Here is a 16,232-nt window from a genome sequence, read left to right as displayed (position 1 = left end):
GCTTGTGATTGATCTTAGTGAACGATGGGGCGGGAATATATAGATGGATTAGCGCGTGAGTGATGAGAACAGGCCGTTATTTGAAGCAGTCCCACAAATCTCAGTGCGGAATGGGCTGCGGGGGCAAATTAGCGCCAAATAACCGACAGCATTGTGAGGGGAGACGGCTTTTTGGCGATGCCTAAATAGGGGCGCAGACAGAAAGAAAAGCCAGATAAAACAAGGCTGGATAAAGCAATACTGGATAAAGCAATGCCAGATAAAAAAGCACAACCCTTTCAGATTGCGCCTTTTGTTTGAGGTTCGTGGTGTTATTCCTGCTTGCTTGTCACATCCGGCACAAAGCTTTGGCTGTCTAATGGCACGCGGACATAACCCTCTTTGCTGATCTCAGGCAGTGCGATTTTGTCGTATTGAATGTCTTGATAGGGGATGCTCGAGAGAAGGTGAGAAATGCAGTTCAGGCGTGCGCGTTTTTTGTTGTCGGCGTCGACGACCCACCACGGTGACTCTTTGGTGTCTGTGTAGGAGAACATGCGATCTTTGGCTTCGCTATAAGCCACCCAGCGGCTGCGAGACTCTAAATCCATTGGGCTGAACTTCCAGCGTTTTATCGGTGTATCTATGCGTTCTTGAAAGCGTTTTTCTTGTTCTTCATCAGACACTGAAAACCAGTATTTCAGCAAAATAATGCCAGAGCGTTGCAGCATGCGCTCGAACTCAGGACACGTTCGGAAGAATTCTTCGTACTCGTCGTCGCTGCAAAATCCCATCACTTTTTCCACGCCTGCGCGGTTATACCAACTGCGGTCAAACAACACGATTTCCCCCGCTCCAGGAAGGTGCGAAACGTAACGTTGGAAATACCATTGAGAGCGTTCACGTTCGTTGGGCTTATCCAGAGCGACAATGCGACAAACGCGAGGGTTGAGCTTTTCAGTAATGCGTTTGATCACGCCACCTTTTCCTGCGGCATCACGCCCTTCAAACACCACCACGACTTTTAGCCCTTGGTGTTTTACCCACTCTTGAAGTTTTACGAGTTCAGTTTGAAGATCGGCCAGCGTATTTTCGTAGGCTTCTTTGGTGAGTTTGCGTTTTTTCGGGGTAATTTTGGATTTGTCTGCGTTTGCCATGCTGCTGTCGCTCCTGCTTGTTCGGGTGCCTTATAGCGATAGGTGACGTGCTACTTGGTCTTGTTCACCCTAAGAAGGATGGGGGAGCATTGCAATCCCCCGTCAGGAAAAGTGCGAGCTTGGCTTATTGCAGCGCCGCAACCATGTGTAAGATGGTGTCTGGGTTGGTCACGGTTATTGCGAAGTCGCTTTCGCCGCTGCCCATGGTCGCTTTCTCATTGCGGTAACTCATCAAGGATGGGCGCGTGGTCTTACCGGAAAGGTGAATTTCTGTCGCGCCTGTTTCGACAATAATGCGTTTTGCATTCTCTGGAGAAACCCCTGCGCCCGGCATGATGCTGAGTCGGCCTTGGGTCAGCTTTACCATGTCTTTTAGCGTGTTAATGCCTTCGTCGGCACGCTTGGCAAGTCCAGAGGTCAGCACGCGCTCTACGCCATGAGCCATCAAAAACTCCAGCGCCTCAAACGGGGCAGAGCAATGGTCAATGGCACGATGGAAGGTAATACCCATGCCAGAGGCGGCGTTGAACATCGCTTTAACCGCTACCTCATCGATTTTTCCGTCAGCACCAAGTGCGCCAATCACCACACCGTTTAATCCCGCCAATTTTGCGGTATGAATATCCTCCAGCATGATGTCAACATCGTCGCTGGAATACAGAAAATCCCCTTCGCGCGGGCGAATAATGCCATATACAGGAACCGTTGCAATGCGAGCGGCATGCTTCATGTAACCCGCGCTGGCAGTTAAGCCACCTGTGGCTAAAGAGCTACAAAGTTCAATACGTCCAGCGCCAGCGCGTTGGGCGATAGGAAGAGACTCAAGGCTATCGATACAGACTTCGATCAATACAGACATTACGTGTTCCTTACTAAAAGACGACGAACATCATCAGGGAGTTGAAACAGAAAGAGAAGCGGGGAGGGTGTAAAATTTTGGTAAAAAAAGGGCCCGGTGGTCCGGGCCTCATTCTATTTTTCGCTGACTTTGGCTTTACGCTTTCGCGCTAGGGGGAAACTGCGGTGAAGCAGTTAGCCAAATTACAGGTCTTCAGTGTGCTCAGACAGGTAAGCTGCAACACCTTTAGGTGATGCGTCCATGCCTGCTTTGCCTTCTTCCCACTGTGCTGGGCAAACTTCACCGTTTTTCTGGTGGAAGTTCAATGCGTCAACCATGCGCAGCATCTCGTCGATGTTACGGCCTAGTGGCAGGTCGTTAACCACTTGGTGACGTACCAGACCGTCTTCGTCGATCAGGAAAGAACCACGGAAAGCAACACCCGCTTCTGGGTGCTCAACGTCGTATGCTTTACAGATTTCGTGCTTAACGTCAGCAACCAATGGGTATTTAACTTGACCGATACCGCCGTCATCAACAGCAGTGTTACGCCATGCGTTGTGAGAGAACTGAGAATCGATAGAAACGCCGATAACCTCAACGCCTTTCGCTTGGAAGTCTGCGTGACGCTTGTCAAAAGCAATCAGCTCAGAAGGACATACGAAAGTGAAATCCAGTGGGTAGAAGAACAGAACCGTTTTCTTACCTTTGGTGAATTCTTTCATGTTGAAGTTATCTACGATTTCACCATTGCCCAGTACTGCTGCTGCAGTAAAATCTGGGGCTTGACGGCCTACTAGTACCATTTCTCAGCTCCTAAAATGTGTCGTTGTCAGGCGTGAACGCCTTAATTCATCTATGAACAGGACAAACTATAGTGGAACTGTTAGATTGAAAAAAGTGAATTTAATAGATTATTGCAATCGGAAAAATCGATGACAAAATTCCCTTCTCTCAAACAGCTCCATTATCTTGTGACACTGCATGAAACTCGCCATTTCGGTGAGGCGGCCAAACAGTGTTTCGTTAGTCAGTCTACACTAAGTTCCGGCATTCAGAACTTAGAAGATCTCATTGGCACTCAACTTATTGAGCGCGATAACAAAACGCTGGTTTTCTCTGCTATCGGTGAAGATGTGGTGGTGCGAAGTCGGGAAATTTTGGCGCGTAGCCAAGATCTGATGGAGCTGACAAAAGTGAGTGAGTTGCCCATGCAGGGAAAACTGCGTGTGGGCTGCATTCCGACCATTGCGCCGTTTTTGTTGTGTGATTTAGTGCGTGCGGTGAATCAGCATTTTCCTGAGTTGGATTTACTGTTGCGCGAAGACACCACCGTTAACCTTCTTGCTGCGTTGAAAAGCGGTGAGATGGATGTGTTGATTTTGGCTTTGCCTGTTGAGATTGGCGGCATGGAAAGCCGTGTTGTCGGGGCGGACGCATTCAAAATGGTGCTCAGTCAATCACAGGCAGAAAAAGTGAATGTACCAATACGGTATGCCGATCTTCCTGATGAATCCGTATTTTTGCTCGAACGCGAGCATTGTTTAACCGATCATGCGGTATCTGCTTGTCAGTTAACGACCACAGAAAAAATCAATCCGTTCTCGGCCACCAGTTTGCATACATTAGTGCAAATGGTTGCCAATGGCCTTGGCTCTACCTTTATTCCTCAAATGGCGATTAATCATGGTTTGTTAGATAACCTAGATTTGGTTGTCGTCGAACCGCCAGGTCGTAAGGCATATCGTGATATTGGCTTGGTTTGGCGTCCTACATCCAGCCGTAAGCCGACCTTTGAAGCTTTGGCGGATTTGGTCAAAACACTGCTCTAGCCTTGCTCACTATATTGCACGGTTTCCTGTTTTGTTGGTTTACGTCAGAGGTCAATGATTACGTTGGTTATGTGCCTAGATGCACAAAACGATGAAGTTACCTCTGACTTTTCAAGAATCTTTACCTCTCGTTGCTTTTTCTTATAACTTTGGTTTATTCCTCTAATTTCTTCAATTTAACCAGACTATAACTCCGAAAACGGTTTGGTAATCCTGATGCATTTCTGAAATTAAATTCTGTCTATATTGCGACATATTTTTTGACAATTATTAACCACTTAGCGAGAACTTTTGTTGGGTGTTGATATCTTTCACTATTGTTAACTTTTTGTTATAGAAAGAATTTCTGCAAAATCACAGTTCTACTGCTACGTTTAAAACAGGTCTGTTTTGAGTTCAACCTAGAAACCCATTATGTAATTTAATTTCGTAAGTGGTTACAAAAATGACACCAAAGGATGAAAAGATCACAAACGGAAGAACAATCTGAGATTTGTTTTAATTCAGTGTTTTGAGTTAAAACTCTATTTTATTATAAGCTAATGATTTTAAAGTATATTGATCATTTAATACTTAAGTCTAACGCGACGTGGCGTGTTGACGTGTTACGCTAAATACGCCAGTTTAGTGTTGTGTTTCGGCGACATGAAAGAAATCGAAGCGGTACGACAACAATTGATATTGTTGTGATTTAGTTACAAATGGAATTGGAGGGCAGTTTATGGACACACATGCACAACAGGTTTCACAGGAACTCTCATGCGTTCCGCCGATCACTCAGAAAGAATCTGATGTTTTAACTGATGATGCGCTTTCATTCCTTCACACCTTAGCGGTGCGCTTTGCTGACCGTATTCCAGCTTTATTGACCGCACGAGAAGCACGTCAGGCGAAGTTTGATGCTGGCGAGTTACCGGACTTCCTTGTTGAAACGGCAAATATTCGCGAAGAGTCTTGGAAGATTCGTGGCATCCCTGAAGATTTACAAGACCGCCGCTTAGAGATCACTGGGCCACCAGAGCGAAAAATGGTGATCAATGCACTGAACGCCAACGTGAAAGTGTTCATGGCAGATTTTGAAGATTCATTCTCTCCTGCGTGGGGACCGGTGCTTCAAGGTCAACGTAACCTGACTGACGCGATTAATCGCACCATCTCTTATGAAAATCCCGGCAATGGTAAGCAATACGCATTGAGCGAAGATCCTGCGGTGCTTATCTGTCGTGTTCGCGGCCTTCACTTGAAAGAGAAGCACGTGTTGCTAAGTGGCAAGCCGATTCCGGGTGCATTGTTCGATTTCGGTTTGTACTTTTATCGCAACCACAAAGCGCTAATGGAAAGTGGAACGGGCCCGTATTTCTACCTGCCGAAATTGCAGTCGCATCAAGAAGCCGCGTGGTGGAGCGATGTGTTCTGTTTCACCGAAGATCATTTCGACTTGCCGCGCGGCACGATCAAAGCAACCGTGTTGATCGAGACGCTGCCCGCTGTGTTTGAAATGGATGAGATTCTTTATAGCCTGAAAGATCACATTGTGGCGCTGAACTGCGGTCGTTGGGATTACATTTTCAGCTATATCAAAACCTTTCGTAACCATCCAGACCGCGTCTTACCTGATCGCCAAGTGGTCACGATGGAAAAACCCTTTCTTAATGCCTATTCACGCTTGTTGGTGAGAACGTGTCACCGCCGTGGTGCAATGGCGATGGGTGGCATGGCAGCGTTTATTCCATCGAAAGACCCAGAGAAAAACGCATGGGTATTGGACAAGATTCAGTCTGACAAATCGCTCGAAGCGAAGAATGGTCACGACGGTACCTGGGTTGCCCACCCAGGTCTGGCAGACACAGCCAAAGCAGTATTCGATACCGCACTTGGTGAGCGTAAAAATCAGCTTGATGTGATGCGTGAGCAAGATGCACCAATCACGGCAACTGAGCTGGTGGCACCTTGCGACGGTGAGCGCACCGAAGACGGTATGCGTCACAATATTCGTGTTGCGGTGCAATACATCGAAGCATGGATCTCAGGTAATGGCTGTGTGCCAATTTATGGCCTGATGGAAGATGCGGCAACGGCAGAGATCTCACGCGCTTCGATTTGGCAGTGGATCAAACACCAAAAAACACTCAGCAACGGTAAAACCGTGACGGCAGACTTTTTCAGAGCTTGCCTTGCGGAAGAAATGTCGGTGCTGAAAGACGAGCTAGGCGAAGACGTATTCAATCAAGGGAAGTACCAGCAGGCGGCCAGTTTGATGGAACAACTGACCACCAGTGATGAGCTGGCCGATTTCTTAACCTTGTCTGGATACGAATTACTGGATTAAGCACCATCAAGATTATGTAAGCCCAAGAAAATGGAAACCAAGATTTAAAATTACATTGAGAGAGGGAATCACAATGACTTTGACAAGACAGCAGCAAATCGACGCGTTGAACACAGATTGGGCAGAAAACCCACGCTGGAAACACGTAAAACGTACCTATACAGCAGAAGAAGTGGTCGCACTGCGTGGTTCTTTCATCCCTGAGCAGACGATTGCTCAGCGCGGTGCGGACAAGCTGTGGGAGCTGGTGAACGGTTCTGCCAAAAAAGGGTATGTGAACTGTTTGGGTGCGCTAACGGGTGGTCAAGCTGTTCAGCAAGCGAAAGCAGGTATCGAGGCTGTTTATCTGTCAGGCTGGCAGGTCGCAGCGGATAATAATACTGCATCAAGCATGTATCCGGACCAGTCATTGTACCCTGTTGATTCTGTGCCAGCCGTGGTTAAACGTATCAATAACTCGTTCCGTCGCGCTGACCAAATTCAATGGTCGAAGGGCGTTACGCCAGAAGAAGGCACGGATTACTTCCTACCTATCGTTGCGGATGCTGAAGCGGGCTTTGGTGGGGTTTTGAATGCTTACGAGCTTATGCGTTCAATGATTGAAGCGGGTGCGGCAGGTGTTCACTTTGAAGATCAGCTAGCGTCAGTGAAAAAATGTGGTCACATGGGTGGTAAGGTGCTGGTTCCTACCCAAGAAGCCGTTCAAAAACTGGTAGCAGCGCGTCTTGCTGCTGATGTTGCAGGCACCACCACCCTTGTGATCGCTCGTACTGATGCGAATGCTGCAGACCTACTTACCTCTGATTGCGATGAATACGATAAAGACTTCATCATGGGTGAGCGCACGTCTGAAGGTTTCTACAAAGTACGTGCAGGTATTGAGCAGGCGATTTCTCGCGGCTTGGCTTATGCGCCGTATGCAGACCTGATTTGGTGTGAAACAGCAAAACCTGATTTGGAAGAAGCGCGTCAATTTGCGGAAGCTATTCATGCGAAATACCCCGATCAACTGCTGGCGTACAACTGCTCGCCGTCGTTCAACTGGGAGAAAAATCTGGACGCAGATACTATCGCGCGCTTCCAGCAAGAGCTGTCAGACATGGGTTATAAGTACCAGTTCATCACGCTCGCTGGCATTCATAACATGTGGTACAACATGTTCGAATTGTCCCACGCTTATGCGCAGGGTGAAGGTATGCGCCACTACGTTGAGAAAGTACAACGTCCTGAGTTTGAAGCGGCTGAGCGTGGTTATACGTTCGTGGCTCACCAGCAGGAAGTGGGTACGGGTTACTTTGATACCATGACGAACACCATTCAAGGTGGCAACTCGTCAGTGACGGCACTGACAGGTTCTACGGAAGAAGATCAGTTTTAATTGACGCGTAAACAGCCAATACGTGTGACGAGAACGAGTCTAAAGGGGCCAACTTAATCGAGCCTCATAATCCACGCTTTAAGCGGCCTTCGGGTCGCTTTTTTTATGACCATTTTTCATCTTTTTCTTCAACTTTGTATCTCGCTTTCTAAAAGCCTTTCTAAAAACTCACCCCTTTGTATTGCTCTGCTGTATTTCACTGAACGTCGAGGCGGCATTCAATACTTGTTGGTATATGGAAGGAAAGGCGTCGAGCAGTTGAACTTGGTGGGCAATCAGTACTTCCGCGGTATCGGCTAGTGGCGCCATTCTTGGGCTTCGCGTTGACATGCGCTTTAAGACAAAAGGCAGGGTGTTGATATCTGCGTAGGATTGAATCCAACGCTCTTGCCACATTCTCGAGGACAGAAACGCAAAGCGATCAGGAAGCGGGGAGGGTTCTAAATCAGACGCTTTTTGGCAGGCAATTTCCGCTTGCTGAACAAATAGTTCCAATGGTGCGTCGTGAAAAGTTTCCCAGTGTGTGACCAGTGCGTGATCCCAGAAAATATCGAGTGCAATGGCGCTATAGCGATAAAGCTCGGGCGGAAACAGTGCGCGACAGACCTTTATGTCATCCAACGCATCAATATACCCATCGACATAGCGATGCAGATAAATCCCGTCGACGGTTTGTGGTTGAAAGCGTCCGTCCGGCTTGCCTCTAACAAAATCCGCCAACAGGTTGCCCAACAATTGGCTTTGGCAGCAGGATGCGACATGCAAATGCGCAAGATAATTCAATCCGTCTTCCTTGGTCTGCGCTTTTAGATAAAGCGCGGTCGATGTGGTGATGTGCCATCGATTATGACGAGGAATGACAGTGCTGTCGCGACTGCTAGTGCATTTATGCGCTTTCGCCGTCGAGTTCCATTGGCTCAGTTTCCTCTTGGATCTCTAGCAAATTAATGGCAATGGCGACAAAGTCGGTATCCGTGATAATGCCAATAAGCCTTTCGTTTTCAACAATGGGTAAGCAGCCAATCTTATGTTTTTGCATGAAAAGTGCCGCAGATTTTAGCCCTGCTGTTGGGGCGACGGTATAGAGCGAATGCGTCAAAAATCGAGAAAGTGTCGCCTTCATTGGGTCGTCGTTCCCCACTGATTTTTCAAGGCTGGAGGTTTGCGCTGCTAACACATCTCTTTGTGTGACAAGACCTTGCAATTGATGGGTGTCAGATACGATGGGAATGTGGCGGACCCGTTTTGAATCCATCAGGCGCTTTGCGTCATTTATCGTATGCTTAGAAGATAAGGTGATGGGTTCTGGTGTCATCATTTCTTTGACAGTAAGCATATGGCCTCCAAGAAGACGTATAAAAATAAGGGGCATATATCGAATGTAGCCAAATTATGGCGCATGAAAGGTGACCCTAATCAAAGATCTGTTTGACGTATTTAGGATTTTTTTTTGCCGTTCCATCAGCAGTCGCGATGCAGGCGTGTGGTCGCCGTTAATGTTTACACTGTGATGAGGGCTTTGTGGGATGTGTAATCGATTCACTTTAATACTGATGTTCTTTTTGCCATTTTTGACTCATGGTGCTGAACGTTCGCCGCATGTGGTGGGTGGTTCAAGTGCTGAGATCGCTGATGCGCCATGGCAGGCATTTGTCCGTATAGGAAATTCCTATTGTGGAGGCGTGGTTATTGCGGATGACTGGGTGCTTACCGCTGCGCATTGCCTAGACACTGCCGAAGAGAATGACCCGTTTGAGTTAGCTTCTGCCAATACTGTGTCTGTTTACACAGGAACCACGCAACTCTATGGTTCGGATTTTGCCAACTATCAATCCACGGTTGATTCGATTTATGCCAACAGCAGTTATGACAAGAAAACACTCGCTAATGACATAGCCCTTATTAAACTTTCAGCGTCTCTTCATGCCAATGCGTCAAGCGTTGTGCTTGCAAGTACCTCTGTGCAAACCGCCGTCGATGCCACAGCAGATTTATCCCAACAAGATTTGCAACTGACAGGCTGGGGATATATCGACGCTAACCGCAGCACCTCGACGACGGCCTTGCAAAAAGCGACGCTCTCTACTGTCTCTGATGCTTCTTGCGCTTCTAGTTGGGGCACGACATTAACCGATGTTTCTGGCTATCAAACCAAATATTTCTGTGCGCAGGCGCCAGGGAAAGGCGCGTGTAATGGCGATTCTGGTGGCCCCTTGGTGTGGTTTGATCCTTCCCGCGCTGCGGATTCGGATGGCGGGGCAACCTTAGTCGGTATTGTGAGTTTCGGGGTTAACTTTCAATGCGCAGCCGCAGCCTTCCCTGATGTGTATACACAAGTGTCTAGCTATACTAACTGGATAAGCAGTTGCCAGAATGGTAGTTGTGCCAGTAATAGCTCGCAGGTGGTGACGGTTTCTCCACCGTCGAGTGGTGGAGGTGGGGAAGTAGGGCTGAGTGCACTGCTTTGGCTTTTCGTTATCATCGTTTTCCGCAGATACTTTCTTCGCGATCTTCTTTGTTCGAATAACCCCTAACGTTCCTTTTTAGTGGGCGTTTTCTTATTCCGTCTTCCATTAATTAGATCTGTGACGCCTTGTCGTGAGTCTTACTTTTTACACATCGCTGTAAAGTCGAGAAAAAGACCGCATGATCGACCTTGTCAGCTTTTTCTTTATGCAATCTTGAGATACGGTTCTTGATTGCGGTAAAGAAAATGTTGGCGAGGAATAATAATGAGAAGTTGGCAAGGGAATGCAACGTTGGCTCTTTTGATGTTGAGCGCGGCTGGCTCAGTGTTTGCCGAGGGCGTGAAAGAAGCAAGAATAATCAGCGGCAGCTATGCCTCCATTGAATCGACACCTTGGCAGGCATTTCTTAGCATTGGCAATAGCCGTACTGGCTATTATGCATGTGGCGGTATCATTATTTCTGATGACTACGTGATCACGGCAGCTCACTGTGTCAATGGATTCTCTGCTGCTGACGTTAGAGTTTATGCAGGCTTTGAACAGCTTAGCTTCGCAGGAACTGGAATTGCTGTCGCGAGTGTTAAGGTTTATCCGGACTACGATGATGAAATGTTGACTGGTGATATTGCACTCGTTCGATTAGCAGAAGGACTTCCCTCTAACGCCCAACCGATCAAAGTTCTTCTACCGGATAGGCAAGACGATTTAGACCAAGAATTTGTTGGTGCTGCACAAGACAATTTATATGTGTCTGGGTGGGGAGCGACATACACGGGTGGGAGTGTCACCGAGGCGTTATTAAAAACAACAATGAATGGCGTGAGTGATGATACCTGTAGTTGGACGAAGGTATCGGGCGCAGTGAGCGGTGAACTTTCAGCCGCTTATGTTTGTGCTGATCAATCATACACTGCGGGAATCTGTTCGGGAGATTCTGGTGGGCCGCTTGTTTGGCAAGATAAAGATTACGCTGGTGATGCAGACCGTGGATACCGAGCTGTCGGCATTGTGAGTTTCTCTAATCGTAATTATGGTTGCGGCAGCACCAGTTCTGAAGATGGCTTTACCCAAATTAGCACTTACTACGATTGGATTGGTCAAAACATGATTGGTGGTTATCAATCGCCAAGCCCATCATTTAAAGAAGATATTTTTGATCAGTCTAGTGGTTACAATCCATTTGATAACCCGCCAGTTGAGCCTCAATACCCTTCCGATGAATCCGATGACAATGTCGTGCCCCCCTCATCTGGCGGTGGTGGTGGTGCTTTCGGTTGGCTTTCGTTCATTTTTGCGGGTGCAGTTGCGCTTCGCCGACGCATACCGTTTTCATAATTCCTGACAAATTTGCTCGCCAGATTTTCGGCGAGCAAGCTCCATCTTGCTTGATATTGCAGCGTGTGTCCCTATACTAGCGGGCTGCTGCAGAATGGGGCTTTTTCAATGCAAGTATCCGATTTTCATTTTGACCTTCCAGATTCACTTATCGCACGTTATCCGCAACCGGATCGTACGGCGAGCCGTCTATTGCAACTGAACGGCAATACCGGTGAACTGAGCCATACGCAATTCACTGATATCCTCGACCTTGTTGAACCTGGCGATCTTATGGTGTTTAACAACACCCGCGTGATCCCTGCACGAGTCTTCGGGCGAAAAGCATCGGGTGGCAAGATTGAAGTGCTGGTGGAGCGAGTGCTGGACGATAAATCGATCCTTGCGCATGTGCGTGCATCTAAATCCCCTAAGCCTGGCAACCTGTTGCTTCTTGGCGAAAATGACGAATTCGAAGCGGAAATGGTGGCGCGACATGATGCGCTGTTTGAGATCCGCTTCAGCGGCGATCAAGCCGTGCTTGATATTCTGAATCAAGTTGGTCACATGCCTCTGCCGCCATACATTGATCGCCCAGATGAAGATTCTGACAAAGAGCGTTATCAGACGGTGTATAACCAAAAGCCAGGTGCTGTTGCTGCGCCAACGGCTGGTCTCCACTTTGACGAAAAAATGCTGGCTGCTCTAAAAGAGAAAGGCGTTGAAACCGCTTTTGTTACTTTGCACGTTGGGGCAGGTACATTCCAGCCAGTGCGCGTGGACGATATTAACGATCACATCATGCACTCAGAGTACGCCGAAGTCCCACAGGATGTGGTTGATGCAGTGATTGCGGCAAAAGCGCGCGGTAGCCGTGTGATTGCTGTTGGCACGACGTCAGTCCGCTCTCTGGAAAGCGCCGCACAGCGTGCCAAGCAAGAGGGGACAGCGCTTAAGCCTTTCTTCGATGACACGCAGATCTTCATCTACCCAGGTTATGAGTGGCAGTTAGTCGATGCGTTGGTGACCAATTTCCATTTACCAGAATCGACATTGATCATGCTGGTATCGTCGTTTGCAGGTTACGATCATGTCATTAATGCCTACCATGAGGCGGTAAAGAATGAATATCGCTTCTTTAGTTATGGCGATGCGATGTTTGTCACGCGCCAGACTGAGGTATAATCTGCGGTTGAAGTCAGAATGCCCAAGTTTGTTGCGTGAAAACCTTGGCAAACACGGACGATAATTTTTGATTGGCTGTCCACTGAATAAGTTGGCAGCCAGTTTTGTCTCTGTGTCATTATACCAATCAGATTAAATATTCAGTCATTCTTGCTGGTTAAAATCGACAATAGCTGCGTCAGATATTTTGCAAGTAGAGTAACTACTTACTGCAATCTCTTCCTGGCTCTTGACGATTTTCCCTTCGCAAATTTATGACCACCTACTTAATCCGATTGGTATTAAACACATATTCGCCAGACTGTTTATCTGGCATTTCGGAGGTATCGTGAAATACGAACTGATTAAAAAAGATGGCCGCGCCCGTCGTGGCCGTCTGGTTTTTGAACGTGGTACAGTGGAAACCCCGGCATTTATGCCTGTTGGTACCTACGGCACTGTAAAAGGGATGACGCCAGAAGAAGTGGCTGAAACCGGTGCGGAAATCTTGCTAGGTAACACTTTCCACCTTTGGTTGCGTCCTGGTCAGGAAGTGATGCGCGCGCACGGCGACTTGCACGATTTTATGCATTGGCAAGGTCCTATCTTGACCGATTCAGGCGGCTTCCAAGTTTTCAGCTTGGGTAAAACGCGAAAAATCACCGAAGAAGGTGTGCATTTCCGTAATCCAGTGAACGGCGACCGCGTGTTCATGGATGCTGAGAAATCAATGGAAATCCAGTACGACTTGGGTTCAGACGTTGTGATGATTTTCGACGAATGTACGCCATATCCTGCTACCCATGACGAAGCGAAAAAGTCGATGGAAATGAGCTTGCGTTGGGCACAACGTAGCCGTAACCATTTCGACAAAATGGGCAACAAGAATGCTCTATTCGGTATCGTGCAAGGTTCAGTCTATGAAGACTTGCGTGACGTGTCTGTTGAAGGCCTCACCAAGATTGGATTTGATGGCTATGCCGTTGGCGGTTTGGCGGTCGGTGAGCCAAAAGAAGATATGCATCGCGTATTGGAACATACTTGTCCAAAACTGCCTGAAGACAAGCCACGCTACCTGATGGGTGTGGGCAAGCCAGAAGATTTAGTTGAAGGCGTGCGCCGCGGTGTCGACATGTTTGACTGCGTGATGCCAACCCGAAATGCGCGTAATGGCCACCTGTTTGTGACTGGAGGTGTGATCAAGATCCGTAATGCGAAGCATAAAAGTGACACAACTACACTGGATCCAGAGTGTGACTGTTACACTTGCCGCAACTACAGCAAGGCGTATTTGTATCACCTTGATCGCTGTAATGAAATTCTTGGCGCTCGTCTCAACACTATCCACAACCTACGCTATTACCAGCGTCTGATGGAGAGTTTGCGTAACGCTATCGACGAAGGTAGATTAGATACCTTCGTTAAAGAATTCTACGAACGTCGTGGCCGTGAAGTGCCACCGTTGAAAGAAGACTAAGAAGTTCTGCCTCTTCGAAAGTTCGCTTTGGGAGAGGTAAAATCGCAACAATATTCAAATTAATACGAGGACGTGACTGAATGTTTATTTCACAAGCTCATGCAGCAGCAGAAGGCGCACCACAGGGTGGCGGTATGCAGCTATTTATTATGCTTGGCCTGTTTGCTGTTATTTTCTACTTCATGATTTATCGTCCGCAGGCAAAACGTGTTAAAGAACACAAAAACCTGATGGCAGCGATGGGTAAAGGGGATGAAGTTCTTACTGGTGGCGGCCTAGTTGGCAAAATCACTAAGATTTCAGAAGAAAACGACTTCATCGTTATCGCGCTTAACGACAACAACGAAGTAACTATCAAAAAGGATTTTGTGACTGCTGTTCTGCCAAAAGGCACGATTCAGTCGCTGTAATCTGATAACCATAAAGGATCATAGCAGTGCTAAACCGTTATCCTTTGTGGAAGTACATCATGGTGGTGTTGGTCTTATTTGTCGGCGCCCTTTATGCACTTCCCAATATTTACGGTGAAGATCCAGCGGTTCAAATCACCGGGGCGCGTGGCGCCTCGGTTGATGTTTCAACTCTGGATACCGTAAAAACCACCCTCGAAAAAGACAGCATTCCTTATAAATCTATTGCGCTAGAAAACGGCACAGTACTGGTTCGCTTTTCCGACACTGAAGTTCAAATTGAAGGCCGCGACGCGTTAAATAGCACGCTCAAAGACGACGGTTTGATTATTGCGTTGAACCTTGCGCCAGCCACCCCTCATTGGCTTGAAGTCATTGGTGCAAACCCAATGAAGTTAGGGTTGGATCTTCGCGGCGGTGTGCATTTCCTGATGGAAGTGGACATGGACGCGGCGATGGAGAAGCTTCTTACCCAGCAGGAAGACACTTTCCGTACCGAATTGCGTGAAGCGAAAATCCGCTATCGTGGTCTTCGCGTTGGCAGCAACGACAATGTCGAAGTCATGCTGCGCAATGAAGCCGATATGGATCAAGCGGAGACAGAGCTCGCGAAACTGCACCCAGATATGGTGTTTACCACCGACAGTGCCCGTTTTGCAGTATCAGCGACCTACACCGAAGCGCGTCTTCAAGAAATCCTTAACTACGCTGTGAATCAGAACATTACGATTCTACGTAACCGCGTTAACGAATTGGGCGTCGCCGAACCATTGGTTCAGCGTCAAGGTTCAAGCCGTATCGTGGTTGAGTTGCCAGGTGTTCAAGATACCGCGCGTGCAAAAGAAATTTTGGGTGCGACCGCAACACTGGAATTCCGCGAAGTGGATGACAGTGCAGATTTAGCGGCAGCCGCAGCGGGTCGTGTGCCGCCAGGTAGCGAAATAAAATACACGCGTGACGGTCGTCCGGCAGTATTGAAAAAACGCGTTATTCTGGGCGGTTCAAGCATCACGGATGCAAGTTCTAGCTTTGATGAATACAGCCGTCCTCAAGTTAACATCTCGCTCGACAGTGACGGCGGTAGCAAGATGGCTGCGTTCAGTAAGAACAATGTCGGCAAATTGATGGCGACAGTGTTTGCTGAATACAAAGATAGCGGCAAGCGTGATGAAAACGGTAAGATCATTCTTGCTAAGCATGAAGAAGTGATTAACCAAGCGACCATTCAAACGGCGCTGGGACGTAACTTCCGTATTACTGGTATCGATTCGCAAGCTGAAGCACATAACCTAGCACTGCTTTTACGTGCAGGTGCATTGATTGCGCCAATCTCGATTGTTGAAGAACGCACCATTGGTCCATCTATGGGTCAACAGAACATCGACATGGGTATTAAAGCCTGTCTTTGGGGCTTAGTTGCGGTCATGCTCTTCACCTTGGTTTATTACCGTCGATTTGGTCTATTTGCTAACTGTGCACTGGCAGCGAACATCGTGCTTATCATCGGTGTAATGTCGATGATCCCGGGGGCGACAATGACGCTACCAGGTATTGCCGGTATCGTACTCACGGTCGGTATGGCGGTCGATGCTAACGTGCTTATCTTTGAGCGTATCCGTGAAGAATTGCATGAAGGGCGAAACCCTCAACAAGCGATTTCTCAAGGTTATGCGAATGCGTTTAGCACCATTGCTGATGCCAACATCACCACCCTAATAACGGCAATCATTCTGTTTGCTGTTGGTACGGGTGCGGTGAAAGGTTTCGCTGTGACACTGTCTATCGGTATTCTCACTTCAATGTTCACTGCTATTATCGGAACCCGTTGCCTGGTTAACCTGGTTTACGGCGGTAAGCGCATTGATAAGCTATCGATCTAAGGGGGC

Annotated in this window: 14 protein-coding genes; 9 read left to right on the top strand and 5 right to left on the bottom strand. The window is 47.8% G+C overall.

What is annotated here, in order from left to right:
- Positions 1-311: 311 nt before the first annotated feature.
- From ppk2 to ACED36_RS06660, 3 genes are all read right to left on the bottom strand, one after another.
- Positions 312-1,136 carry a polyphosphate kinase 2 gene (gene ppk2 / locus ACED36_RS06670; RefSeq protein WP_017005893.1) on the bottom strand — a complete coding sequence of 275 codons (825 nt, stop codon included), beginning with the start codon at positions 1,134-1,136 and terminating at the stop codon, positions 312-314.
- A gap of 124 nt (positions 1,137-1,260) precedes the next feature.
- Positions 1,261-1,995, bottom strand: a complete 735-nt coding sequence (locus tag ACED36_RS06665) for a copper homeostasis protein CutC (RefSeq protein ID WP_371732968.1) — start codon at positions 1,993-1,995, stop codon at positions 1,261-1,263.
- 182 nt (positions 1,996-2,177) lie between these two features.
- Positions 2,178-2,780, bottom strand: a complete 603-nt coding sequence (locus ACED36_RS06660) for a peroxiredoxin C (RefSeq protein ID WP_016960868.1) — start codon at positions 2,778-2,780, stop codon at positions 2,178-2,180.
- Positions 2,781-2,909: 129 nt separating this feature from the next.
- Here ACED36_RS06660 and ACED36_RS06655 point away from each other — a divergent pair, with 129 nt between their 5' ends.
- The 3 genes from ACED36_RS06655 to aceA all read left to right on the top strand — a co-directional run bounded on the left by ACED36_RS06655 (position 2,910) and on the right by aceA (position 7,513).
- Entirely contained in the window at positions 2,910-3,806 is an 897-nt protein-coding gene (locus tag ACED36_RS06655) for a hydrogen peroxide-inducible genes activator (RefSeq protein WP_016960869.1), read from the top strand.
- A 721-nt stretch (positions 3,807-4,527) separates the two neighbouring features.
- Positions 4,528-6,135 carry a malate synthase A gene (aceB, locus tag ACED36_RS06650; protein WP_371732967.1) on the top strand — a complete coding sequence of 536 codons (1,608 nt, stop codon included), beginning with the start codon at positions 4,528-4,530 and terminating at the stop codon, positions 6,133-6,135.
- Positions 6,136-6,208: 73 nt separating this feature from the next.
- Positions 6,209-7,513, top strand: coding sequence for an isocitrate lyase (gene aceA / locus ACED36_RS06645; protein WP_016960871.1), 1,305 nt, complete (start codon positions 6,209-6,211; stop codon positions 7,511-7,513).
- 168 nt (positions 7,514-7,681) lie between these two features.
- Here aceA and ACED36_RS06640 read toward each other — a convergent pair whose 3' ends face one another.
- Entirely contained in the window at positions 7,682-8,296 is a 615-nt protein-coding gene (locus ACED36_RS06640) for an ACP phosphodiesterase (protein WP_371732966.1), read from the bottom strand.
- Positions 8,297-8,399: 103 nt separating this feature from the next.
- The gene (locus ACED36_RS06635) at positions 8,400-8,849 is read right to left on the bottom strand and encodes a CBS domain-containing protein (RefSeq protein WP_371732965.1); all 450 of its coding nucleotides are present in this window, start codon (positions 8,847-8,849) and stop codon (positions 8,400-8,402) included.
- 190 nt (positions 8,850-9,039) lie between these two features.
- On the opposite strand from ACED36_RS06635, the gene ACED36_RS06630 reads away from it, so the two are divergent.
- The 6 genes from ACED36_RS06630 (at position 9,040) to secD (ending at position 16,226) form a co-directional block, all read left to right on the top strand.
- Positions 9,040-10,047, top strand: coding sequence for a serine protease (locus tag ACED36_RS06630; RefSeq protein WP_371732964.1), 1,008 nt, complete (start codon positions 9,040-9,042; stop codon positions 10,045-10,047).
- A gap of 198 nt (positions 10,048-10,245) precedes the next feature.
- On the top strand, positions 10,246-11,316 hold the full coding sequence (locus ACED36_RS06625; protein WP_371732963.1) for a trypsin-like serine protease: 1,071 nt from the start codon (positions 10,246-10,248) through the stop codon (positions 11,314-11,316).
- Positions 11,317-11,424: 108 nt separating this feature from the next.
- On the top strand, positions 11,425-12,480 hold the full coding sequence (gene queA / locus ACED36_RS06620; protein WP_016960876.1) for a tRNA preQ1(34) S-adenosylmethionine ribosyltransferase-isomerase QueA: 1,056 nt from the start codon (positions 11,425-11,427) through the stop codon (positions 12,478-12,480).
- Positions 12,481-12,808: 328 nt separating this feature from the next.
- The gene (tgt, locus tag ACED36_RS06615; RefSeq protein WP_016960877.1) at positions 12,809-13,936 is read left to right on the top strand and encodes a tRNA guanosine(34) transglycosylase Tgt; all 1,128 of its coding nucleotides are present in this window, start codon (positions 12,809-12,811) and stop codon (positions 13,934-13,936) included.
- 80 nt (positions 13,937-14,016) lie between these two features.
- Entirely contained in the window at positions 14,017-14,346 is a 330-nt protein-coding gene (gene yajC, locus ACED36_RS06610; RefSeq protein ID WP_016960878.1) for a preprotein translocase subunit YajC, read from the top strand.
- A 26-nt stretch (positions 14,347-14,372) separates the two neighbouring features.
- A complete protein-coding gene (secD, locus tag ACED36_RS06605) occupies positions 14,373-16,226 on the top strand; it encodes a protein translocase subunit SecD (RefSeq protein ID WP_016960879.1) in 1,854 nt (617 codons plus the stop codon).
- Positions 16,227-16,232 lie beyond the last annotated feature (6 nt).

Origin of the sequence: Enterovibrio sp. FF113 (assembly GCF_041439165.1) — a bacterium.
GTDB classification, from domain to species: domain Bacteria; phylum Pseudomonadota; class Gammaproteobacteria; order Enterobacterales; family Vibrionaceae; genus Enterovibrio; species Enterovibrio norvegicus_A.
Note: the sequence above shows the minus strand (reverse complement) of the source record. Positions and strands in the feature narration are given on the sequence as shown.